The sequence below is a fragment of the Pseudomonas fluvialis genome, from assembly GCF_014207935.1.
GTDB lineage: Bacteria > Pseudomonadota > Gammaproteobacteria > Pseudomonadales > Pseudomonadaceae > Aquipseudomonas > Aquipseudomonas fluvialis_A.
Genome location: NZ_JACHLL010000002.1, coordinates 94,015 through 114,195, shown reverse-complemented (window position 1 = coordinate 114,195; position 20,181 = coordinate 94,015). Strand labels below are relative to the sequence as shown.

Here is a 20,181-nt window from a genome sequence, read left to right as displayed (position 1 = left end):
TCAATGCTCGGCGTTGCCACCTGCCAGGGCGCACAGCTCGATCGGGTCGAGGATGTGCACTTCCTTGCCTTCGGCTTCGAGCAGGCCGTTCTGCTGGAAGCGGGTGAAGACGCGGGAGACGGTTTCCACGGCAAGGCCGAGGTAGTTGCCGATCTCGTTGCGCGACATCGACAGGCGGAACTGGTTGGCCGAGAAGCCGCGGGCACGGAAGCGTGCCGACAGGTTGACCAGAAAGGTGGCGATGCGCTCGTCGGCGGTCTTCTTCGACAGCAGCAGCATCATCTGCTGATCTTCGCGGATCTCGCGGCTCATGATGCGCATCAGTTGACGGCGCAGTTGCGGCAACTGGGCGGAGAGTTCTTCCAGACGATCGAAGGGGATCTCGCACACCGAGGTAGTTTCCAGGGCCATGGCCGACACCGGGTAGTGGTCAGTGTCCATGCCGGACAGGCCGACCAGCTCGCTGGGCAGGTGGAAACCGGTGATCTGTTCTTCGCCACCGTCGGTGACGCTGAAGGTCTTGAGCGCGCCGGCACGCACGGCGAACACCGAATTGAAGGTTTCACCCTGGCGGAACAGGAACTCGCCCTTCTTCAGCGGGCGGCCACGCTTGACGATCTCGTCGAGGGCGTCCATGTCCTGCATTTCCAGAGAGATGGGCAGGCACAGCGGAGCCAGGCTGCAGTCCTTGCAGTGCGCGTGGTTGTGTGAGCGAGCCTTGATGCTTTCCGGCATGGTCGAGTTCCTTGATCCAAGTCAACTTCGGCAAGGTTACCGTAGCCGTGTTGTTGTGTGCCAGTCGTCCATGGTCGCATTTGACCGTTCGTTCAGCTTGTTGCCGGCTTGGCCGCAGGCCTGGCGTGGAGGCCTGCGGCCAAAGGTCGCTTACCAGAGCGGCAGGATGTAGCTGACGATGAAACGGTTCTCGTCCAGATCATTGCCGAAATTCGAACGTACGGTGGCATTGCGCCACTTGAAGCCGACATTCTTCAGCGGCCCGTCCTGGATCACGTAGGCGATATCGGTGTTGCGTTCCCACTCCTTGCCTTCGCTGGCACCGACTACACCCTGATCGATGTTGTCGCCGTTGACGTAGCGGGTCATGAAGGTCAGGCCGGGAATGCCCAGGCCAGCGAAGTTGTAGTCATAGCGGGCCTGCCAGGACTTCTCGTCCTTGAAGGCGAAATCGCCGATCTGCACGAAGTTGGTGAGGAAGGCGTCGGTGCCGTTGATATAGGCAAAGCCGGTGTCGCCACTCATTTTCTGGTAACCCAGGCCAAGGCTGTGGAAGCCCAGTGCGTAGGTGAACATGGCGCCGAGGTTTGTGTTGTCGACGTTGGTCTGGCCGTCGTCGGTGGAGCGGGCATAGCGCAGATCGGTCTTCAGGCTTTGCTTGTCGGCCAGTGGAAGCACATGTACGGCATTGAGGTAGTGCTGGTTGTAGTACTGGTCGAGGTTGCCGTAGTGGTAGCTGGTGGTCAGCTGGTCGTTCCACTTGTAGCTGGCGCCGGCGAAGTTGAACTCGTCACTGCCCAGGCCGGTGCCCGGCAAGCCGGTAAAGCCGCGGGCCTTGGCGCTGCCGTTGGTAATGGTCATGACCTCGTGGTCCGAGGAGTCGCGCTGGTTGACCCGGCTTAGCTGACCGGCGTCGATCGTCATGCCGGCGATATCCAGCGAGTTGATCTGGCCGCCCTGGAAGCTTTGCGGCAGCAGGCGCGAGTCGTTGGACATCACCACCGGCAGCTTGGGCATCAGGGTACCGGCCTTGAGTACGGTCTGCGACACACGCAGCTTGGCCGTGGCTCCGAGGTCGCCATAGCTGTCCTGGGCTTCCCCCGTTTCCCGGTCGACCTGCAGCAGGCCGGTGCCGCTTTCGCCACGGCCGGAGTCGAGCTTGACGCCCAGGGTGCCGATGGCATCCACACCGACGCCAACCGTGCCTTCGGTGAAGCCGGATTCATAGCGCAGCAGGAAGCCCTGGGCCCACTCCTCGGACTTGCTGCGGTACTCGGTTGGCGTCTTGCCGGTCACTTTCGGCAGGGTCGGATCGCCGTCCTGACGGAAGTCGCGGTTCATGTAGAAATTGCGCAGCTCCAGGCTGGCCTTGCTGTCCTTGATGAACTCGGCCTGAGCAAGTGTCGGCAGGGTCAGGCAGGTGCTGGCGGTGGCAAAAGCTACGGCACGGGCGAGTGGGGTTGGGATCATTTGTTGTTGTCTCCACGCGGGCAGGTGAGGCGGCAGAGCCGCAGTTGATGCTGCCCGCGGACTACAACATGACGAAACAATTACAGCCTTTAGACCTTGGTCGAGTTACTCGATCCAGTGTGGGAAGTAGCCCAGAGTGCGCTGGACCCGTTCATCGTGAGCCGGGATCACCCGCAGCTCGGGTTCTGCGGCCATCAGCTCATGGACCTTGCGCAGCTGCGCGGTGGTTTGTGCCGGGTCGTTGTCGACCATGGCGCGGCTGATCCAGAACTTTTCCTTCGGTCCGGTGAAGCCCTCCAGGCGCCAGCTGGTATCACCAGTGAAGAAGAAGCGCCGGCCGTCTTCGAGGGTCAGGAATACACCCATGCCGCCCGGGGTATGACCGGGCATGGGCACCAGCACCACAGCGCTATCGCCGAACAGATCCAGGCTCTCTTCGAACCCCAGGAAAGGGGTCGGTTCGTATACCACCGGGCGCCAGCGTGGCTTGTGGCGGAACTGGCTGGGCAGTACCGCCGGCGGCGTGGCGATCTGGCTGAACTCGATCTCGGCGTAGGGCGCCCACACTGGCACTTCGGCAAAGTCGGGCAGGCCCGAGGCATGATCCCAGTGGCTGTGGGTCAGCAGAATGCGGTCCAGGCGAAGGCCGGCGCGTTCGAGCTGGTCACGCACCGGGTCGACCTTGCCGTACTGCAGCAGGGGCTTGTCCCACCAGGGCATTTCACTGTTGAACTGGCTGTCTACCTGGCGGCCCAGGCTGGTATCGATCAGCAGGGTGGCGGCATGGTGTTCGACCAGCACGGCGACATGGTTGGCAATGGCCTTTTCGGTCCACTGGCCACCTTCTACGGTGAAGGCATCGAGGGTCTCGGTCTCGGCGGTCCTGACCAGGCTGAAACGCAATCCCGCAGCCAGGCTGTGGGCACTGGGTAGCGCCAGGGCAAGGGCGAGCAGGATGCTCAGGCGGGTGTTGCTGCGGTGGCGTTTGGCGCGGTTCATGATCCGTCTCCTTGTGGATGCCTGGATAATAGACAGACCAGTCTGTATAGTTCAAGGCGCTGGCCGATGACCGGCGTTTCGATCGAGGAGGGGATGATGGCCACAAGCAAGCGCGAGCAACTGCTGGATACGGCCTTGCAGCTGTTTTATCGCGAGGGTTATCACGCCACTGGCATCGAGCGCATTCTGGCCGAGTCCGGGGTGGCCAAGATGACTCTGTACAAGCACTTTGCCTCCAAGGACGAGCTGATGCTGGCGGCACTGCAGCGACGTCACGAACAGCTGGCGACTCTGCTGCAGGCCGTGTTCGCGCAGCCGCCGGCGCAAGCTCTACAGGCCTGTTTCGAAGGGCTGCAGCAGTGGATCGCGGCGGCGGACTTCTGCGGTTGTCCCTTCAGCCATGCGGCGGCGGAATTCCAGCAGGCCGAACACCCGCTGCACCAGCAGGCGCGGCGGCACAAAGTGCTGCTGGCCGAGCTGTTCAATGGTGCGCTGGTGCAGCTGGGCGTGGCGCAGCCGGCGCTGCTGGCCCAGCAGTTGCTGCTGTTGTTTGAGGGCGCGCTGAGTCTGGCCCATGTGCAGGGACCGGCCGAGCAGGGGCGTCAGGCCGCTGCGGCGGCCAGCGTGCTGCTGGTCGCCGCCGGGGTTCAGCTGCCGCCGAGCAGGTAGCTTTCTGCTGCTTCCACGGCGCCGAGTGTGCCGCTGAGCAGCAGCGTGTCGCCTTCCTGCAACGTCAGGTGCTCCAGAGACAGATCCTGGCCATCACGCCTTACGCCCTGCAGTTCCACTTCCAGCGCTGCCAGTGACAGGTCGTCCAGCGGTTTGCCGCAGGCATGGGCTTGAGCGCTGAGGGTGACGGCATGCAGCAGACGTCGTGGTCTGCCGTGGGCATCCAGCAGGTCGACCTGGCCGCCGTGGTAGAAGCCCTGCAGCAGGCGATAACGGTTATGCCGTACCTCGTCGGTGTGCTTCTGCACCCGATGACGCGGCACGCCGAGCATGGTCAGCGTGTGCGCGGCGAGCATCAGACTGGATTCGAGAATTTCCGGCACCACCTCGCTGGCGCCCAGGCTCTGCAGCTCGGCCAGGCTACTGTCGTCGCGGGTGCGCACCAGAATCGGGATGTCGGCGCGCAGCACACGGGCCTGCTCGACGATGCGCCGGGTCGCGCCGATGTCGTCCACCGCCACCACCAGCAGGCGCGCCTTGGCGATGTTCATCGCCTGCAGCAGATCGCTGCGCCTCGAGTCGCCGTAGTGAACCTTCTCCTCGCCGGCCGAGGCTTCCTGCACCCGTACCGGGTCATCATCCAGGGCAATGAAGGGAATCTGCTCGCGCCGCAGGAAGCGGCCAATCGACTGGCCGACGCGGCCGTAGCCGCAGATCAGTACATGCCCGCTGAGTTCTGCGCTGCTGGTCTGGATTTCCTCCAGCGGCGAATGGCCCTTGCCCCGGCGGTGCCAGCGCGCCGCCAACCGCGGCGCGGCACGTAGCAGCAGCGGGGTGACGGCCATGGAACAGAAGGTCGAGGCCACCAGCACATTGGCTGCGCTGTTGTGCACCGCGCCCAGGTTCTGCAACTGGGCCAGCAGGGCGAAGAAGAATTCGCCGCCCTGGGCCAGTGCCAGGCCGGAACGCCAGGCGGTTTCCGTGCTGGCGCCGCGCCATTTGACCAGCAGCGCCACGATCAGTCCCTTGCTGCCCAGCAGCAGCAGGGTCAGGGCGAGAATCTTCGGTCCCTCGCTGAAGAACAGCGACAGATCGATCAGCATGCCGACACTGACGAAGAACAGGCCCAGGAGAATGTCGCGGAAGGGCCGGATATCTGCCTCGATCTGGTGGCGGTAGTGGCTCTCGCCCAGCAGCATGCCGGCGAGGAAAGCGCCGAGGGCCATGGACAGGCCGAGCAGATGGGTCAGCCAGGCCGTCAGCAGCACAATGACCAGCGCCAGCATGACGAACAGTTCCGGCGAACGGGCGCTGGCCACTTCATGGAACAGCGGCGGCAACAGCCAGCGGCTGACCACCATCAGGCCGACGAACAGCAGCACGGCTTTGCCCAGAGTTAGCGGCAGTTCGATCTGCCACTGGCTGTCGCCCTGGCCGGCGAACACCGGTACCAGGGTCAGCAGGAATACGGCGACCAGATCCTGGAACAGCAGGACGCCGATGGCGTTCTGGCCGTGGGGGCTGAAAATTTCGCCGAGGCTGGTCAGCTCCTTGCTGACGATGGCGGTGGAGGACAGCGACAGGCCGGCACCCAGCAGAAAGGCCGTGCTGGGGGGCACCCCAAGGGCATAGAACAGCCCCGCCAGCGGCAGGCTGCAGGCAATCACCTGCAGGCTGCCGAGGCCGAATACGGTTTTGCGCAGCGCTAGCATGCGCGGCAGGGAGAACTCCAGGCCCAGGCTGAAGAGCAGGAACACCACGCCCATCTCGCCGAGCAGGTTGGCGTCGTGGCCGAGCTTGTCGATCCAGCCGAACGCTGCCGGGCCGCTGATCAGTCCGACGCACAGGTAGCCCAGCACCGGCGGCAGGTTGATGCGGCGGAACAGGGCAATCACCACCAGCGAGGCGGCCAGAAGGATCAGCAGATTATTGAACAAGGGGAAATCTCCTTAGCTTTCAGCAGCATGCCGGGCTTGCCGGCAGGCGTCCAGCCTGTCGGCCATGGGTCCTGATCTGCATCAAGGGCAGGCAGCGGCCGTCTGTCGGATGCCGTGATGAGTGCCTCAAGTTTTCCGGCCAAAGGCCGCCAAACGGACAGATACCCCGTTCCGGTACACCGCCATGAACAGCCTTGCCGCCTTGCCCTTTGCCGCACAACGCCCGACCACCTTCGATGCCGCGCAGGCCCGGCGCCAGAATGTCGATCAGCAGGGCGTGCTGGCCAATCGCCTGGCTGAGCGCTTGGGGCTGAAGCCGGAAGCGTTGAAGGGCAATGTCGGCGATTACACGCCGGCCAAGGTGGCCGACCGTGTACTCGGTTTTATCGAGCAGCGACTGAGCACTGAAGCAGCGGCGGGCGCCGATCCGCAAAAGCTGCAGGGCCTGTTGGCTCAGGCGCGTCAGGGTGTTGAGCAGGGCTTTGCCGAGGCGCGCAAGATTCTCGATGGCATGGGGCTGCTGCAGGGGCAGGTTGCCAGCGATCTCGACGATACCTACCAGCGTATTCAGCAGGGCCTGAACGAACTGGCGCCCAGCACGGCGCCCGAGGTGGCTCCGGAGTTGGCGTCGCAGCCGGCCAGCCTGGCGCTGGCCAGTTACCGTGAACGTTTTGCCGCCGTGGCCGAGACCTTCGACCTGGCTGTGACCACCCGCGATGGCGACCGCCTGCGCATCTCCGTGGCCCAGGCTTCGGCAAGCTACAGCGAGCAGGGCATGCTCGCCGCCAGCGATGGCCAGAACAGTGGCGTGCTGGCCTACCAGCGGTCCTCCAGCGTGCAGATCGGGGCCTTCCAGATCAGCGTCGAGGGTGAACTGGATCAGGAGGAAATGACCGCGCTGAGCGATCTGCTCAAGCAGGTCGAGGGGCTTTCCGGCAGCTTCTACAGTGGCGACATGGTCGGCGCCTTCGACCGCGCCATGAGTCTGCAGATGGATGGCGAGCAGTTGGCGTCGATGTCCCTGCAGCTGACCCAGACTCGCGTGCGTCAGGCCACCGATGCCTATGCCGCCGTGGCGGGCAACTCGGCGCAACCGGCCAGTGCCGGCAATGCGGCGCTGGGCGACTATGCCCGCGGCCTGCTGGAGGCGCTGAATCAGGTCAATGAGCTGGCCGAGCAGGGCCGTGGTCTGCTGGAGCAACTGCTCGACGGCGGCTTTGCCCTCGATCCGCGCCTCAATGATGCGCAGCTGGAAAAGGCCGGCTGGCTCAACCGTAGCCTGCTCGATGGCTTTGCCGCGCTGCAGCAAGGGGCGCAATCCGGCCTGGCGTCACAGCCGCAGGCAGCCTGATAAACTGCGCACCTGATCTTCTGCGAGGTGCGCATGATGTTTCCCGAATGCCAATTGTTCGGCACCCTTGGCTGTCATCTGTGTGAGGTGGCCGAGGCGTTGCTGATGCCTTTTGTCGAGCGCGGTCTGCTGGTCGAGTTGATCGATATCGCCGAGCAGGAGAGCTGGGTCGAGGCCTATGGCCTGCGCATTCCGGTGCTGCGTCGTATGGACAGCGGCGCGGAACTCAACTGGCCGTTCGAGGCCGAGCAGTTGGTGAGCTTCCTACGCTGAGAACCTGTTTACGATCTGCTGCGCGTCGGCGATACGGCGTTAAAAACAGCCTCAGCAGGCCGCTTGTGGCCAACGCACTTTAGTGCGGCCCCGAAGGGGCGAGCGTAGCGAGTCATGCTCATTTGCCACTCGTAAACTGCACTTCTTCGGCTGTTTCTGCCTTGTCTCGCTCTAGCTCGCAAGATCGTAAACGGGTTCTACGGTCGCGCAGGGCACTTTTGCGCAGGCAATAAAAAACCGGCCATTTAGGCCGGTTTTTCGGGATTTTGGTCGGAGCGACAGGATTCGAACCTGCGACCTTCTCGTCCCGAACGAGACGCGCTACCAAGCTGCGCTACGCTCCGTTGTTGGCGCGCATTTTACCGAAAAAGTTTTGGTGCACAAGGGGTTAGCGGAAAGTTTTTGCGCGCTTCTAGTGCTGTCGCGCCGCCGCCAGCAATTGCGGGGTGTTGAGATTGGCCAGCCGCGGATCGTCTGTCGGGCAGTCGACGGCTACAGGCTCCAGGCCTCTCAGCAGTCGTTGCGGGCTGCGCTCGCCGGCGTCCCAGGCTGTTTCAAGGGCGGGCGCCATGGCGGTGGGCCAGACGCTGAACAGCGGCTCCCAGAAACCATTGCGGCGCACCGCTACCGGCTGCGTACCGGCCTTTGCCAGCAAGGCCTCAAGCAGCGCCAGGTCGACCAACGGGGCATCGCAGGGCAGGACCAGCAGCTGCTCATGTCGGGCGACGGCAAGGCCGGCGCGAATGCCGGCCAGCGGCCCGGCGAAATCCTGGTTGCCATCGCCGACCAACTGGTCGGCGAACGCCGCGTAGCGATCCTGATTGCGGTTGCAGGAGATGATCAGGTCATCGGTCAGGCCACGCACGGTCTGCTGTAGCCAGCTGATCAGCGGTTGGCCGTGCCAGTCGAGCAGGCCTTTGTCCTCACCGCCGACGCGCTGGCCACGGCCGCCGGCCAGCAGCAGGATCGAGCAGGGAAATACTGGGGAATCAGGCATGCAAGGCTCTGCCAAGGGCTGTGCGGGGCTGTGATATAACACCGGCCACGTCACTCCCACAACAGGAAGCCTGCCATGAGCCACAAGGCTGAAACCGCATTTGTTCCGCTTGCCATTGCCGTGTTGACCGTCAGCGATACCCGCAACCTGGATACCGACACCTCCGGCCAGCTGCTGGTTGATCGCCTGCAGGCGGCTGGGCATCAGTTAGCGGCGCGGGTGCTGCTCAAGGACGATCTGTACCGCATTCGCGCCCAGGTGGCGCAGTGGATCGCCGAGGACAGCGTGCAGGTGGTGATCATCACCGGCGGCACCGGCTTCACTGGCCGCGACAGCACGCCGGAGGCGGTGCGCTGCCTGCTGGACAAACAGGTCGATGGCTTTGGCGAGCTGTTCCGGCAGATTTCCGTGGCCGACATTGGCACCTCCACCATTCAGTCCCGTGCGCTGGCCGGTCTGGCCAATGGCACCCTGGTGTGCTGCCTGCCGGGCTCGACCAATGCCTGCCGCACAGCCTGGGACGGCATTCTCGGCGAGCAGCTGGATGCCCGGCACCGGCCGTGCAACTTCGTGCCGCACCTCAAGGCCGTGGCCGCCTGCGAGAGCCGTGGATGAGTCTGCTCAGCGTCGAGGCGGCGCTGGAGCGCCTGCTGCGGCAGGCCGGGGCTGCGCCGATCGAGGGTGTCGAGCAGGTGGCATTGGCGGACGCCGATGGCCGGGTGCTGGCCGAAGCGCTGGTGGCCGGGCTGGACCTGCCGCCCTGGGACAACAGCGCCATGGATGGTTATGCGCTGAATCTGGCCGACTGGCAGGGTGAGCCGCTGGCGGTCAGCCAGCAGATTTTTGCAGGACAAGCCCCCGCCGCTTTGCAGTCCGGCAGCTGTGCGCGCATTTTCACCGGAGCCCCTGTGCCGGCCGGTGCCGACTGCGTGGAAATGCAGGAGAACTGCGAGGTGCTGAGTGACGGGCGGGTGCGCTTCCTGCAGCCGCTCAGGGCGCGCCAGAACATTCGCCCGCAGGGCCAGGAAACCCGCGTCGGCGAGGACGTGCTGGCGTCCGGCACACGACTGACGCCGATCGAGCTGGGCCTGGCCGCTTCACTGGGTCTTGCCGAGCTGCCAGTGCGCCGGCGACCACGGGTGGCGGTACTGTCCACAGGTGATGAGCTGGTCGCGCCGGGGCAGGCGCTCGGTCCTGGGCAGATCTACAACAGCAACCGCAGCCTCTTGCTGGCCTGGCTGCAACGGCTGGGCTGCGACGCACTGGATGCCGGCATTCTGCCCGATGATCTGGGCAGGACCCGCGCTGCTCTGGCCGAGCTGGACGATGTGGACCTGATCCTGTCGACCGGCGGGGTGTCGGTGGGCGAGGCCGATTTTCTCGGCCAGGTGCTGCGCGAAGGCGGTGAACTGGCCTTGTGGAAACTGGCGATCAAACCCGGCAAACCCCTGACCTGCGGGCAGTATCAGGGCGTTCCGGTGATCGGCCTGCCCGGCAATCCAGCTTCCACGCTGGTCACCTTCGGCCTGCTGGCGCGGCCCTACCTGCTGCGGCGCCTGGGTGTGGCCGAGGTGGCACCGCTGGGCTTTGCCGTGCCGGCGGCCTTCGCCTGGAACAAGCCCGGCAGTCGCCGTGAATACCTGCGGGCACGGCTGGAACAGGGGCGGGCGGTGCTGTATCCAAATCAGAGTTCCGGTGTGCTGCGCAGTGCCAGTTGGGCGGATGGCCTGGTCGAGGTGCTGGAGCACACGACCCTGGCCGAGGGCGACAGCCTGCGCTTTATCCCGTTCAGCGAGCTGCTGGGCTGAGTTCTTTGCAATAGCCCGTCAGGCGTTATCGGCATGGCGCTGGCGGTATTCGCCGGGCGTCATGCCGGTCCAGCCCTTGAAGCTGCGATGGAACGAGCGGGACTCGGTAAAGCCCAGGTAGCTGGCGATGTCCTGGATCGGCAAGTCGCTGCGCAGCAGGTAGTGCTCGGCCAGTTCCTGGCGCAGGGCGTCGAGAATTTCCTGGTAGCTGGTGCCAGCCAGCTGCAGGTGGCGCTGCAGGGTGCGCACCGTCATGTTGAACTTTTCTGCCACCCGCTCCTTGCGTGGCAAACCGTCCTTGAGCAGCAGGCGCAGCGCGTTCTTCACCCGCACGGGAAGCGGCTCGTCCTGATCGAGACCGGCCATCAGAGTCAGGGCGTGTTCTTCCAGGGTGCGCAGCAGGTTGGCGTCGGCCTGGCGCAGCGGCACGGCAAGGTAGGCCAGCGGCACCAGCAGTGCGCTGCAGGGCTGTTCAAACAGCACGGGACAGCCGAACACCGTCTCGTATTCGGCAAGCGAGGTGTCAGCCGGCTGCGCATGCTCGAACCAGACCGCCTGGGGCGAGCGGTCCATGTCGGCAATCCAGCGTGCGTAGAGCAGCCAGGATGCCAGCACGTTCTCCACCATGTGCCGGCGGATCAGCGGTTTTTCGTGGCGGCAGGTCCAGATCAGGCGGACATGGTCGGCCAGCGCTTCGATGGAACTAACGCCCATGTCGCCCACCAGTTTCTCGTAGGGCGCGATGCGGCTCATGGCTTCGCCCAGGTTGGCGCAGTTCATGGTGATGTAGCCGAGCACGCTCCAGGAACCGGGCTGGACGTAGCGCGCCGCGTGCAGGCCGAACAGCGGGTCACCGGAGACCTCGATGAAGTGGGCGATCAGCCGCTCATGCACTTCGCTGGGGATGCGCTGGCTGTTGTCGGCCAGCAGGGACTGGCTGATGCCGGCCGCCTGCAGCGCAGCGTCGATATCCAGGCCCAGGGCTTCACCCTGGCGGATGTACTTGAGCAATGCGGGAACCGAGGTGTAGCCGAGTGAGGTGGTCATTCTTGTTGTTCTGGGTGTCTTGATTGGCGACAGCGGCTGTCCCGATTCGACAGTGACGGCAGACCGCGGCCGGCTAGTATAGGCAGCCATTACTGGTGACCGGAATAGGCGGAATCAAGCATGCGACGTTGGAACGGATGGGGCGACGAGGCAACCGTGGTGGAGCTGCCGGCCCATGGCCAGGGTTTTCTTGAATCCCGCATCGGTGCCGGCCAGGTACTGGTCGATGCCAGCCTGGAACAGGTGCTGGCCAAGGTGCTGGCTTCGCGTCTGCCTGCGCATCCGCTGGTATCGGTCGAGGCTGAGGTGCGCGTGCGCCATGCCCGTGGGCAGAGCCTGCCGGACTGGCTGGCCATGCGTTCCGGCGAGTTTGGCGTGTTCCCCGACGGCGTGGCCCTGCCGGAAACCGCAGCGCAGATCCGCGAGCTGCTGGTCTGGGCGCAGCAGCATGATGTGGTCGTGATTCCCTATGGTGGCGGCACCTCGGTGGCCGGCCATATCAACCCTCGCGATGGACTGCGTCCGGTGCTGACCCTGTCGCTTGCGCGCATGAGCCAGTTGCTGGAAATCGACGAGCAAAGCCTGATCGCCACCTTCGGTCCCGGTGCCAATGGTCCGCAGGTGGAAGCGCAGCTGCGCGCCAAGGGTTACACCCTGGGGCATTTTCCGCAGTCCTGGGAACTGTCGACCCTGGGCGGCTGGGTGGCCAGCCGTTCCAGTGGCCAGCAGTCGCTGCGCTACGGGCGTATCGAGCAGCTGTTCGCCGGCGGCAAGATCGAGACCTTCGCCGGCACCCTGGAGATTCCGACCTTTCCGGCATCGGCGGCCGGCCCCGATCTGCGCGAGATGATTCTCGGCAGCGAAGGGCGTTTCGGCATCATTTCCGAGGTCAAGGTGCGCATCACCCGCCTGGCCGAGGAAGAGAAGTTCTACGCCGTCTTTCTGCCCAGCTGGTCGCAGGCGCTAGCGGCTATCCGCAGCCTGGTGCAGGCACGGGTGCCGCTGTCGATGCTGCGCCTATCCAATGCCATCGAGACTGAAACCCAGCTGGCGCTGGCGGGACATCCTGAACAGATCGCCCTGCTGGAGAAGTATCTGGCCTTTCGCGGCGCCCGTGCCGGCAAGTGCATGCTGACCTTTGGGGTGACCGGCAATCGCCAGCAGAATGCACTGTCGATCAAACAGGCCAAGCGGCTGCTCAAGGGCTTCGGCGGCGTATTTACCGGCACCCTGCTGGGCAAGAAATGGGCGGAGAACCGCTTCCGTTTTCCTTACCTGCGTCATGGCCTGTGGGAGGCCGGCTACGCAGTGGATACCCTGGAGACCGCCACCGACTGGGCCAATGTTGATCACCTGCTCAATCAGGTCGAGGACAGCCTGCGCAACGCGCTGAGCGCCGAGGGCGAGCAGGTGCATGTGTTCACCCACCTGTCGCATGTCTACGGCGAGGGTTCGAGCATCTACACCAGCTATGTGTTCCGCCCGGCTGCCAGCTATGCGCAAACCCTGGCACGCTGGAGCAAGCTCAAGCACGCGGCCAGCCTGGCCATCGTCAACAACCGCGGCACCATCAGCCATCAGCACGGTGTTGGTCGCGACCACGCGCCCTATCTGCCGGTGGAAAAAGGCGAGCAGGGCATAGCGGCACTCAAGGCCCTGTCGCGTCATTTCGACCCGGATCAGCGCCTGGCGCCCGGCGTGCTGTTGGAAGACTGAGCATGAGCCAGCACGAGGCGTGGAATGCCGCCTGGCGCCAGCGCGCACTGCCGCAACTGGCAGCGCAGCCCTGGGACCTGATTGTGGTCGGTGGCGGTATCAGCGGTGCCGGCATCCTGCGCGAAGCGGTACGCCGGGGCTGGCGCTGCTTGTTGCTCGAACAGCGCGATTTTGCCTGGGGCACTTCCAGCCGCTCGTCGAAGATGGTGCACGGCGGTCTGCGCTACATCGCCAAGGGCCAGCTGGGCCTGACCCGCGACTCGGTACGCGAGCGCCAGCGCCTGCTGGATGAGGCGCCGGGGCTGGTTGATCCGCTGAGTTTCCTGTTCCCCCACTATCAGGGCCAGTTTCCCGGGCCGCGGGTATTCGGCGGGCTGCTGGCGCTGTACGACGCCCTGGCCGGCAAGCGCAATCACCTGTACTACCCGTTGCAGCAACTGCGCTTCCTGCAGCCGGGGCTGAAGGAAGAGGGCCTGGCCGGTGCCACGTGCTTTCAGGACGCGGTGACCGACGATGCTCGCCTGGTCATGCGCGTGCTCGGCGAGGCGCGCGCCGAGGGTGGCGAGGCGCTCAATGGCCTGCGTGTGGTCGAGTTGCGCCGCGAGGGGGGGAGGGTGGTCGGACTGCTGGCCGAGGACAGCCTGACGGGCGAGCGCTTCAGTTTCACGGCCGGCGTGGTAGCCCAGGCCACTGGCGCCTGGGCCGATGCCCTGCGCCGGCGTGACACCGCCGAGCACATCCGTCCGTTGCGCGGCAGTCATCTGTTGCTGCCCGCCTGGCGCCTGCCGGTGGCGCATGCGCTGAGCTTCATGCACGCCGAGGATGGCCGGCCGGTATTCGTCTTCCCCTGGGAAGGCGCCACGGTGATCGGCACCACCGACCTCGATCATGCCGGGTCGCTGGATCAGGATGCGAGCATCAGCCCTGCAGAGGTGGATTACCTCCTGGCCGCCTGTGCCCAGCAGTTTCCCGGCGCAGCCATCGGCCGTGACGATGTGCTGTCTACCTGGGCCGGGGTGCGCCCGGTGGTCAGCGACGGTGCGCAGAGCAAGAATCCGTCGGATGAGAAACGCGAGCATGCGCTGTGGCAGGAGCCCGGCTGCGTGACCCTGGCCGGCGGCAAGCTGACTACCTTCCGCCTGCTGGCGCTGGAAGTGCTGCGTGCCTGCGCTGGCATGCTCGGCAAGCCGCTGGACGATCAGGGGCAGGCGGTGTTCCGCTTCCAGCCAGAGTATGCCTTGTCCGGGCTTACGCCCGCCGCGCAGCGCCGCCTGCGTGGTCGTTACGGGCGAGAGCTGCCTGCCGTTGCCGATTGTGTGGCGCAGGTGGGTACTGAGTGCGTCGGGGCGACCCAGACGCTGTGGGCCGAGCTGGCCCATGCCGCCAGCCATGAGCTGGTGTTGTCGCTGGATGATCTGCTGTTGCGCCGAACCCGTCTGGGTCTGTTGCTGGCACAGGGTGGTGCTGCCGAATTGCCACGCGTGCGTGAGCTGTGCCAGGCCCGGCTGGGCTGGAGCGATGCGCAGTGGGACGAACAACAACAACGCTATCTGCAGTTGTGGCAGCAGTGCTACAGCCTGCCTGCACCGGCCGGGAGCCCATCGTGACGGAACAACGCTACCTCTTGGCCATCGACAACGGCACCCAGAGCGTACGGGCCTTGCTGTTCGACCTGGCCGGCAATCTGCTGGGCAAGGGCAAGGTCGAGCTGGAACCTTATTACTCCGAGCATCCCGGCTGGGCCGAACAGGATCCGGAATACTACTGGCGCAGCCTCGGCGATGCCTGCGCGCAGCTGTGGGCCAGCGTCGACATCGACCGCCGGCAGATCGCCGGGGTGTCGCTGACTACCCAGCGCGGCACGCTGATCAACGTCGATGAGCAGGGCCAGCCGCTGCGTCCGGCCATGCTCTGGCTGGACCAGCGCCGCGCCGAGGTCGAGGGCAAGATCAAGGGACCGTGGGGCTGGCTGTTCAGGCTGATCCGCGAAGAGGAAACCATCGACTACTTCCGCGCCCAGGCCGAGGCCAACTGGATTGCCCAGCAGCAGCCGGATATCTGGGCGCGTACCCACAAGTTCCTGTTGCTGTCGGGCTTTCTGACCCATCGACTGTGCGGGCGCTTCGTCGATTCGGTGGGCAGTTGCGTGGCCTATCTGCCGTTCGATTACAAGCGCCTGTGCTGGGCCAAACCCAGCGACTGGAAGTGGCAGGCCATGCCGGTCGAGCCTTCGATGCTGCCCGAGCTGGTCAAGCCAGGCGAGCAGTTGGGCTGCATCACCGCCGAAGCCAGCCGGCACACCGGCATCCCGCAGGGCCTGCCACTCATAGCCGCTGCCTCGGACAAGGCCTGCGAAGTGATCGGTGCCGGTGGTGTCGATCCCAGTGTGGCCTGTCTGTCCTATGGCACCACGGCGACCATCAACACCACCCGTGCCCAGTACCTGGAAACCATTCCGCTGATTCCGCCTTACCCGGCGGCGATCCCCGATCACTACAACACCGAAGTCATGATCTTCCGGGGCTTCTGGATGGTCAGCTGGTTCAAGGAGCAGTTCGGCTATGCCGAGCGCCAGCGTGGTCTGGAGCTGGGCGTGGCGGCGGAAACCCTGTTCGACGAACTAGTCAACAGCGTGCCGCCCGGCTCGATGGGGCTGATGCTGCAGCCCTACTGGTCGCCGGGTATCCGTGAGCCGGGGCTGGAAGCCAAGGGCTCGATCATCGGTTTCGGGGATGTGCACACCCGTGCCCACCTCTATCGCGCCATCCTCGAGGGCCTTGCATACGCTCTGCGTCAGGGTAAGGAAAAGATCGAGAAGCGCTCGGGCACACCGATCCGACGTTTGCGCGTTTCCGGTGGCGGCTCGCAGAGCGATGCGGCGATGCAGCTAACGGCGGATATCTTCGGCCTGCCGGCCGAGCGTCCGCATCTTTACGAGACGTCCGGGCTTGGTGCGGCCATCGACTGCGCGGTGGGACTGGGTCTGCATGCCGATTTCCCCACGGCGATTGCCGCCATGACCCGAGTGGGACGGGTCTTCGAGCCCAATCCGCAGGCGCAACAGGTGTATGAGCGTCTGTATCACGAGGTCTACCAGCGCATGTACCAGCAGCTCAAGCCGCTTTACAGCAGTATTCGCGAGATCACCGGCTACCCGGCCTGAGGGCGGATTTTCCGTTGCCAGCTACACTGGACTAATAAGCTGCGCGCGGTGCTTAAGCTGCGCCTGTGCCAGCCGATAACTTGGTCAATCTATTTGGTCAATCTGCAGTAGCGTGACTCGTGAGGAGCCCTCAATGGCTGGCATTCTGGATACTGTCGATCAGCGAACCCAACTGGTCGGCGAGAATCGCCTGGAAATCCTGATGTTCCGCCTCAGCGGGCGGCAGCTCTTCGCCATCAACGTGTTCAAGGTGCAGGAAGTGCTGCACCTGCCCAAGCTGACCCTGATTCCCCAGCGCAATCCGGTGGTCTGCGGGGTGGTCAACCTGCGTGGCCAGACGCTGCCGGTGATCGACCTGTCCCAGGCGATCGGCATGCGTCCGCTGACCCCCAGCGACAAGAGCACCATCATCGTCACCGAGTACAACCGCTCGGTGCAGGCCTTCCTGGTCGGCGGTGTGGACCGCATCCTCAACCTCAACTGGGAATCCATCCTGCCGCCGCCCGGTGGTGCCGGCCGTGCGCATTACCTGACGGCGATCACCAAGGTCGACGATCAGATCGTCGAGATCATCGATGTCGAGAAGGTGCTCTCGGAAATCGTGCCGATGAGCAGCAAGGTGTCGGCCAGCAAGCTGGAAGACCCGTTGCTGGCCAAGGCGCGCGGGCGCGAGGTGCTGCTAGTGGATGACTCGGGCGTGGCCATGAACCAGCTGCGCGAGACCATGGCCCAGCTGGATATCCGTACTCATTCGGCCGGCGACGGGCTCAAGGCACTGAAACTGCTGAAGCTGTGGGCCGACTCGAATGCCGATGTACCGAACAAGCTGCTGATGGTGATCACCGATGCCGAAATGCCGGAGATGGACGGTTATCGCCTGACCACCGAGATTCGCAACGACCCGCGTCTGCAGGATCTGTATGTGGTGCTGCATACCTCGCTATCGGGCAGCTTCAACGAGGCCATGGTGAAGAAGGTCGGCTGCGATGATTTCCTCTCCAAGTTCCAGCCCGACAAGCTGGTGGATACCGTGCGCAAACGTCTGCAGATGCTGGAAGATCAGGGCAAGATCTGAACATCAGGCTTGAGCCAGAGACAAAGGCGCTTTATAAGCGCCTTTTGTCATTCTGGAGCCAGCCATGCTGAGCCTTGCTGCGCTGTACCGTTACCCGCTCAAGTCGGCGGCTGCCGAAGTGCTGTCGCAAAGCTTTGTCGGTGCCCAGGGCCTGATCGGCGACCGACGCTGGATGCTGGTGGATGTCGCCAGCGGCCGTTTCCTCACGCAGCGGGCGTTGCCGGCCATCGGTCGGATCAGTGCCCTGTGGCAGGTCGACGGCTCGCTGCGCCTGCAGGCGCCCGGGTTGGCCGAGCTGCTGGTCACGGTGCCCGGCAGCGAGGCGGTGCGGCGCACAGTGACGGTCTGGCGCGACAGCCTTGAGGTGCCGGATGCCGGTGATGAGGCCGCGCAGTGGTTGCAGCAGGTAATCGGTCAGCCCTGTCGTCTGGTGCAGGTGCCCGAGGCGCTGGCGCGGCAGGTCGACCAGCAGTATGCGCAGCCCGCCGATCGGGTGGGCTTTGCCGATGGCTTTCCCTTGCTGCTGATCAGTCAGGCCTCGCTGGGCGATCTGTCCACACGCGTGGGGCGGCCTTTGGAGATGTTGCGCTTTCGCCCTAATCTGGTGGTGACGGGCTGTGAGCCCTATGCCGAGGACCAGTGGCGGCGCATCCGTATCGGCGGTCTTGAGTTCGAGCTGGTCAAGGGCTGCTCGCGCTGCATTCTCACCACCCTGGACCCGCACACCGGCGAGCGCAGCGCCGACCGTGAGCCGCTGACGACGCTCAAGACCTACCGCGAGCGCGAAGGCGAGGTGTACTTCGGCCAGAACGTGCTGCCGCGTGGTTGCGGTGAGCTGCGCCTGGGACAGGCCGTCGAGATTCTCGACTGAAACAGAATGAACAAGGGCGCCGGATGGCGCCCTTGTTCATTGGTTCATTGGCTCATTGCGCGTCGAAGAAACGCTCGTGCCAGTCCACCAGCGGTTGCGGCGCATTGAGCTTCTTACCGTAGATCACCGCGTAGGACAGCACGTTCTGCACGTACTGGCGTGTCTCGTCGAAGGGGATGGTTTCCACCCAGACGTCGAAGGACAGGTGCTTGGCGTCCTTCAGCCACTGTCGCACGCGGCCGGGGCCGGCGTTGTAGGCGGCCGAGGCGAGCACGCGGTTGCCGTTGAACTGGCCGAGCACCTGGTTGAGGTAGGCGGCACCGAGCTGGATGTTGATGTCCGGCTGGTAGGCCAGCTGCGGGTTGGCCAGCGGAATGCCGTAGCGCTTGGCGGTTTCCTTGGCGGTGGCCGGCATCAGCTGCATCAGGCCCATGGCGCCGACGCCGGAGCGGGCATCGTTCATGAACGCGCTTTCCTGACGGGTGATGGCGAACACCCAGCTCGAATGCAGGCCACGCAGGCGGGCCTCGCGAACCATGCTGTCGCGGTGGGCCATGGGGAAACGGATATCCAGGTCGTCCCAGTACTGCGCCTGGCTGATGGTGCGGATGGCCGGGAAGTACCACTGCATGTCATAGGCGAGCTTGGCCTGAGCGACCATCTCGTCGCGACTGAACAGACGGCTGACGTGGTACCACTCGCGGCGGCCATCGGCGATCAGGCCTCGGTTGTGAAATTCCATGGCGCGGCGGATGCCGGCGGTGTTGCGCACCTTCTGCAGCAGGCGCGGGTCCAGTGGCAGTGGTTTGTGGTTGAGGCTGTAGGGCGCCTGGATACGGTCGGCGGCGAGGAATCCGTAGTAGTCGCGTTCCCGCGCCAGCGGCTGGTAGCCCAGCAGCGGTTGCTGGCTCTGTGGCTGGGCCAGTTGCAGGCTGCGGGCCTGCCAGTAGCGCCAGCGTGTTGTGTTGGCCAGGTCTTCCGGCAACTGACGGGTCAGCTGGTAGGCCTCGTCCCAGCGGCCGAGGCGCAGCAGCAGACGGGTACGCCATTCGGTGACGGTGTTGTCGCGTAGCTCCGGATCGTACTGGGCCATGACCTTGAGGGCACGGGCGTCGAAGCGGCGCGCCAGGGTCAGGCCGATTTCGCGGGCGATGGCGACTTTCTCGTCACTGGAGAAGGCCATCTGCCGGGCATACAGGTCGAGCAGACCGAGGGCTTTTTCCGGGTCCTGGCGGGCCAGGCGACGCAGGCCCAGGCCAACGGCGTCGGCCATGGCGCGGTCGGCCGGAACGAAGCGTGAGGGCTGACTGAGCAGGTTGGGGTTCTGCGCTGCCTGCAGGAGCATCTCGCCCTGCTTGCCGAGAGTCGGCAGGCCCTTGACGAGGAAGCTGGCCAGGCCGTAATTGCGTGCTTCGGCGGCCAGCTTGGCGCGTTGCCAGCGCTGCTGTTCATTGACTCCGCCGTGTTCGCGCCACAGGCCGAACAGGACGTCGCAGGCTTCTGGCTGGGACTTGCCGACCAGGTAGAGTTTCTCCGCCTGGGCCTGGCCTTCCTTGAGCATGCCGTGCTTGAACAGGTACTGCCCGTAGAGGCAGTCCAGCTCGGTGAAGTTGAGCTTGGGATCGTAATAGTTGATGAAGGTCTGCCAGTCACCGCGTTCGGCCAGCCAGCGCAGCCAGCGCAGTTTCATCCAGCCGATCTGCGGCAGATCGCCGTGGTCGGCGATAAATGTTTCGATCTCGTCGTTGCTGGCCCACTTCAACCGGTGGGTCAGCTCGTCGTAGGCCAGGTAGGGCTCCAGCGGATAGTCCTGCAGGGCGCTGGCGTAACGCTGGTAAGGGCCGGCATCGCCCTTGCTCAGGGCGCGTTTGGCTTCGTCGTAGTACAGCCGTTGCTGTTGCAGACTGGCCGCTTGGGCATTGAGGGCCAGCAGGGGGCAGAGTAGGCCGCAGAGCAGGGAAAGCAGGGGACCGCGCATCACTCATCCATAAAAAGGTCAGGGGAGGTGCTCGGCACCCCGCAAAAGGCGCCTAGCTTAACGGTTTGCCGGGCTTGCGTGAACGCGCTCGC

17 protein-coding genes and 1 tRNA gene are annotated in these 20,181 nt (G+C 64.7%); 10 read left to right on the top strand and 8 right to left on the bottom strand.

All coding sequences use genetic code 11. The features are described from left to right. The 3 genes from fnr to HNP49_RS05565 form a co-directional block, all read right to left on the bottom strand. Positions 1-735, bottom strand: coding sequence for a fumarate/nitrate reduction transcriptional regulator Fnr (fnr, locus tag HNP49_RS05575; RefSeq protein WP_184681370.1), 735 nt, complete (start codon positions 733-735; stop codon positions 1-3). 150 nt (positions 736-885) lie between these two features. After that, positions 886-2,205 carry an OprD family porin gene (locus tag HNP49_RS05570; protein ID WP_184681368.1) on the bottom strand — a complete coding sequence of 440 codons (1,320 nt, stop codon included), beginning with the start codon at positions 2,203-2,205 and terminating at the stop codon, positions 886-888. 105 nt (positions 2,206-2,310) lie between these two features. After that, the gene (locus HNP49_RS05565; protein ID WP_184681366.1) at positions 2,311-3,204 is read right to left on the bottom strand and encodes an MBL fold metallo-hydrolase; all 894 of its coding nucleotides are present in this window, start codon (positions 3,202-3,204) and stop codon (positions 2,311-2,313) included. A gap of 96 nt (positions 3,205-3,300) precedes the next feature. On the opposite strand from HNP49_RS05565, the gene HNP49_RS05560 reads away from it, so the two are divergent. After that, positions 3,301-3,873 (top strand): TetR/AcrR family transcriptional regulator, encoded by a 573-nt coding sequence (locus tag HNP49_RS05560; RefSeq protein ID WP_184681364.1) that lies wholly within the window; start codon positions 3,301-3,303, stop codon positions 3,871-3,873. Here the strand turns inward: HNP49_RS05560 and HNP49_RS05555 are convergent. Further along, positions 3,852-5,810, bottom strand: a complete 1,959-nt coding sequence (locus HNP49_RS05555) for a monovalent cation:proton antiporter family protein (RefSeq protein WP_184681362.1) — start codon at positions 5,808-5,810, stop codon at positions 3,852-3,854. The genes HNP49_RS05560 and HNP49_RS05555 overlap by 22 nt on opposite strands. A 184-nt stretch (positions 5,811-5,994) precedes the next feature. Between HNP49_RS05555 and HNP49_RS05550 the strand changes: the two genes are divergently transcribed. Both HNP49_RS05550 and HNP49_RS05545 read left to right on the top strand, forming a co-directional pair. Beyond that, a complete protein-coding gene (locus HNP49_RS05550) occupies positions 5,995-7,161 on the top strand; it encodes a DUF5610 domain-containing protein (protein WP_184681360.1) in 1,167 nt (388 codons plus the stop codon). Between the two features lie 36 nt (positions 7,162-7,197). Continuing rightward, complete coding sequence (locus tag HNP49_RS05545) at positions 7,198-7,434, top strand: glutaredoxin family protein (protein ID WP_184682495.1); 237 nt, start codon at positions 7,198-7,200, stop codon at positions 7,432-7,434. A gap of 267 nt (positions 7,435-7,701) precedes the next feature. On the opposite strand, the gene HNP49_RS05540 is transcribed toward HNP49_RS05545, so the two are convergent. Together HNP49_RS05540 and mobA are read right to left on the bottom strand one after the other, a co-directional pair. Continuing rightward, positions 7,702-7,778: transfer RNA gene (locus tag HNP49_RS05540), tRNA-Pro, on the bottom strand. A 68-nt stretch (positions 7,779-7,846) separates the two neighbouring features. Beyond that, positions 7,847-8,431, bottom strand: coding sequence for a molybdenum cofactor guanylyltransferase MobA (gene mobA, locus HNP49_RS05535; RefSeq protein WP_184681358.1), 585 nt, complete (start codon positions 8,429-8,431; stop codon positions 7,847-7,849). Positions 8,432-8,506: 75 nt separating this feature from the next. Here mobA and moaB point away from each other — a divergent pair, with 75 nt between their 5' ends. Together moaB and glp are read left to right on the top strand one after the other, a co-directional pair. Further along, positions 8,507-9,046: a molybdenum cofactor biosynthesis protein B gene (gene moaB, locus HNP49_RS05530; RefSeq protein WP_184681356.1), complete on the top strand. Its 540-nt coding sequence runs from the start codon at positions 8,507-8,509 to the stop codon at positions 9,044-9,046. After that, positions 9,043-10,239, top strand: a complete 1,197-nt coding sequence (gene glp / locus HNP49_RS05525) for a gephyrin-like molybdotransferase Glp (protein WP_184681354.1) — start codon at positions 9,043-9,045, stop codon at positions 10,237-10,239. The genes moaB and glp overlap by 4 nt, the downstream gene beginning before the upstream one ends. 18 nt (positions 10,240-10,257) lie before the next feature. Here glp and HNP49_RS05520 read toward each other — a convergent pair whose 3' ends face one another. Then, complete coding sequence (locus HNP49_RS05520) at positions 10,258-11,286, bottom strand: AraC family transcriptional regulator (protein ID WP_184681352.1); 1,029 nt, start codon at positions 11,284-11,286, stop codon at positions 10,258-10,260. Between the two features lie 120 nt (positions 11,287-11,406). On the opposite strand from HNP49_RS05520, the gene HNP49_RS05515 reads away from it, so the two are divergent. The 5 genes from HNP49_RS05515 (at position 11,407) to HNP49_RS05495 (ending at position 18,111) form a co-directional block, all read left to right on the top strand. Next, the gene (locus HNP49_RS05515; RefSeq protein WP_184681351.1) at positions 11,407-13,002 is read left to right on the top strand and encodes an FAD-binding oxidoreductase; all 1,596 of its coding nucleotides are present in this window, start codon (positions 11,407-11,409) and stop codon (positions 13,000-13,002) included. Between the two features lie 2 nt (positions 13,003-13,004). Next, on the top strand, positions 13,005-14,609 hold the full coding sequence (locus HNP49_RS05510; protein ID WP_184681349.1) for a glycerol-3-phosphate dehydrogenase/oxidase: 1,605 nt from the start codon (positions 13,005-13,007) through the stop codon (positions 14,607-14,609). Then, positions 14,606-16,165, top strand: a complete 1,560-nt coding sequence (locus HNP49_RS05505) for an FGGY-family carbohydrate kinase (protein WP_184681347.1) — start codon at positions 14,606-14,608, stop codon at positions 16,163-16,165. The genes HNP49_RS05510 and HNP49_RS05505 overlap by 4 nt, the downstream gene beginning before the upstream one ends. Positions 16,166-16,298: 133 nt before the next feature. Continuing rightward, complete coding sequence (locus HNP49_RS05500) at positions 16,299-17,240, top strand: chemotaxis protein (protein WP_184681345.1); 942 nt, start codon at positions 16,299-16,301, stop codon at positions 17,238-17,240. Between the two features lie 64 nt (positions 17,241-17,304). Further along, positions 17,305-18,111 carry an MOSC domain-containing protein gene (locus tag HNP49_RS05495; protein ID WP_184681343.1) on the top strand — a complete coding sequence of 269 codons (807 nt, stop codon included), beginning with the start codon at positions 17,305-17,307 and terminating at the stop codon, positions 18,109-18,111. Between the two features lie 52 nt (positions 18,112-18,163). On the opposite strand, the gene HNP49_RS05490 is transcribed toward HNP49_RS05495, so the two are convergent. Next, the gene (locus HNP49_RS05490; protein ID WP_184681341.1) at positions 18,164-20,089 is read right to left on the bottom strand and encodes a transglycosylase SLT domain-containing protein; all 1,926 of its coding nucleotides are present in this window, start codon (positions 20,087-20,089) and stop codon (positions 18,164-18,166) included. Between the last annotated feature and the right edge of the window lie 92 nt (positions 20,090-20,181).

Bases quoted from the DNA above. Each gene is read 5' to 3' on its own strand.
- fnr (WP_184681370.1), bottom strand. From the start codon at position 735: ATGCCGGAAAGCATCAAGGCTCGCTCACACAACCACGCGCACTGCAAG.
- HNP49_RS05570 (WP_184681368.1), bottom strand. From the start codon at position 2,205: ATGATCCCAACCCCACTCGCCCGTGCCGTAGCTTTTGCCACCGCCAGC.
- HNP49_RS05565 (WP_184681366.1), bottom strand. From the start codon at position 3,204: ATGAACCGCGCCAAACGCCACCGCAGCAACACCCGCCTGAGCATCCTG.
- HNP49_RS05560 (WP_184681364.1), top strand. From the start codon at position 3,301: ATGGCCACAAGCAAGCGCGAGCAACTGCTGGATACGGCCTTGCAGCTG.
- HNP49_RS05550 (WP_184681360.1), top strand. From the start codon at position 5,995: ATGAACAGCCTTGCCGCCTTGCCCTTTGCCGCACAACGCCCGACCACC.
- HNP49_RS05545 (WP_184682495.1), top strand. From the start codon at position 7,198: ATGTTTCCCGAATGCCAATTGTTCGGCACCCTTGGCTGTCATCTGTGT.
- mobA (WP_184681358.1), bottom strand. From the start codon at position 8,431: ATGCCTGATTCCCCAGTATTTCCCTGCTCGATCCTGCTGCTGGCCGGC.
- moaB (WP_184681356.1), top strand. From the start codon at position 8,507: ATGAGCCACAAGGCTGAAACCGCATTTGTTCCGCTTGCCATTGCCGTG.
- glp (WP_184681354.1), top strand. From the start codon at position 9,043: ATGAGTCTGCTCAGCGTCGAGGCGGCGCTGGAGCGCCTGCTGCGGCAG.
- HNP49_RS05520 (WP_184681352.1), bottom strand. From the start codon at position 11,286: ATGACCACCTCACTCGGCTACACCTCGGTTCCCGCATTGCTCAAGTAC.
- HNP49_RS05515 (WP_184681351.1), top strand. From the start codon at position 11,407: ATGCGACGTTGGAACGGATGGGGCGACGAGGCAACCGTGGTGGAGCTG.
- HNP49_RS05510 (WP_184681349.1), top strand. From the start codon at position 13,005: ATGAGCCAGCACGAGGCGTGGAATGCCGCCTGGCGCCAGCGCGCACTG.
- HNP49_RS05500 (WP_184681345.1), top strand. From the start codon at position 16,299: ATGGCTGGCATTCTGGATACTGTCGATCAGCGAACCCAACTGGTCGGC.
- HNP49_RS05495 (WP_184681343.1), top strand. From the start codon at position 17,305: ATGCTGAGCCTTGCTGCGCTGTACCGTTACCCGCTCAAGTCGGCGGCT.
- HNP49_RS05490 (WP_184681341.1), bottom strand. From the start codon at position 20,089: ATGCGCGGTCCCCTGCTTTCCCTGCTCTGCGGCCTACTCTGCCCCCTG.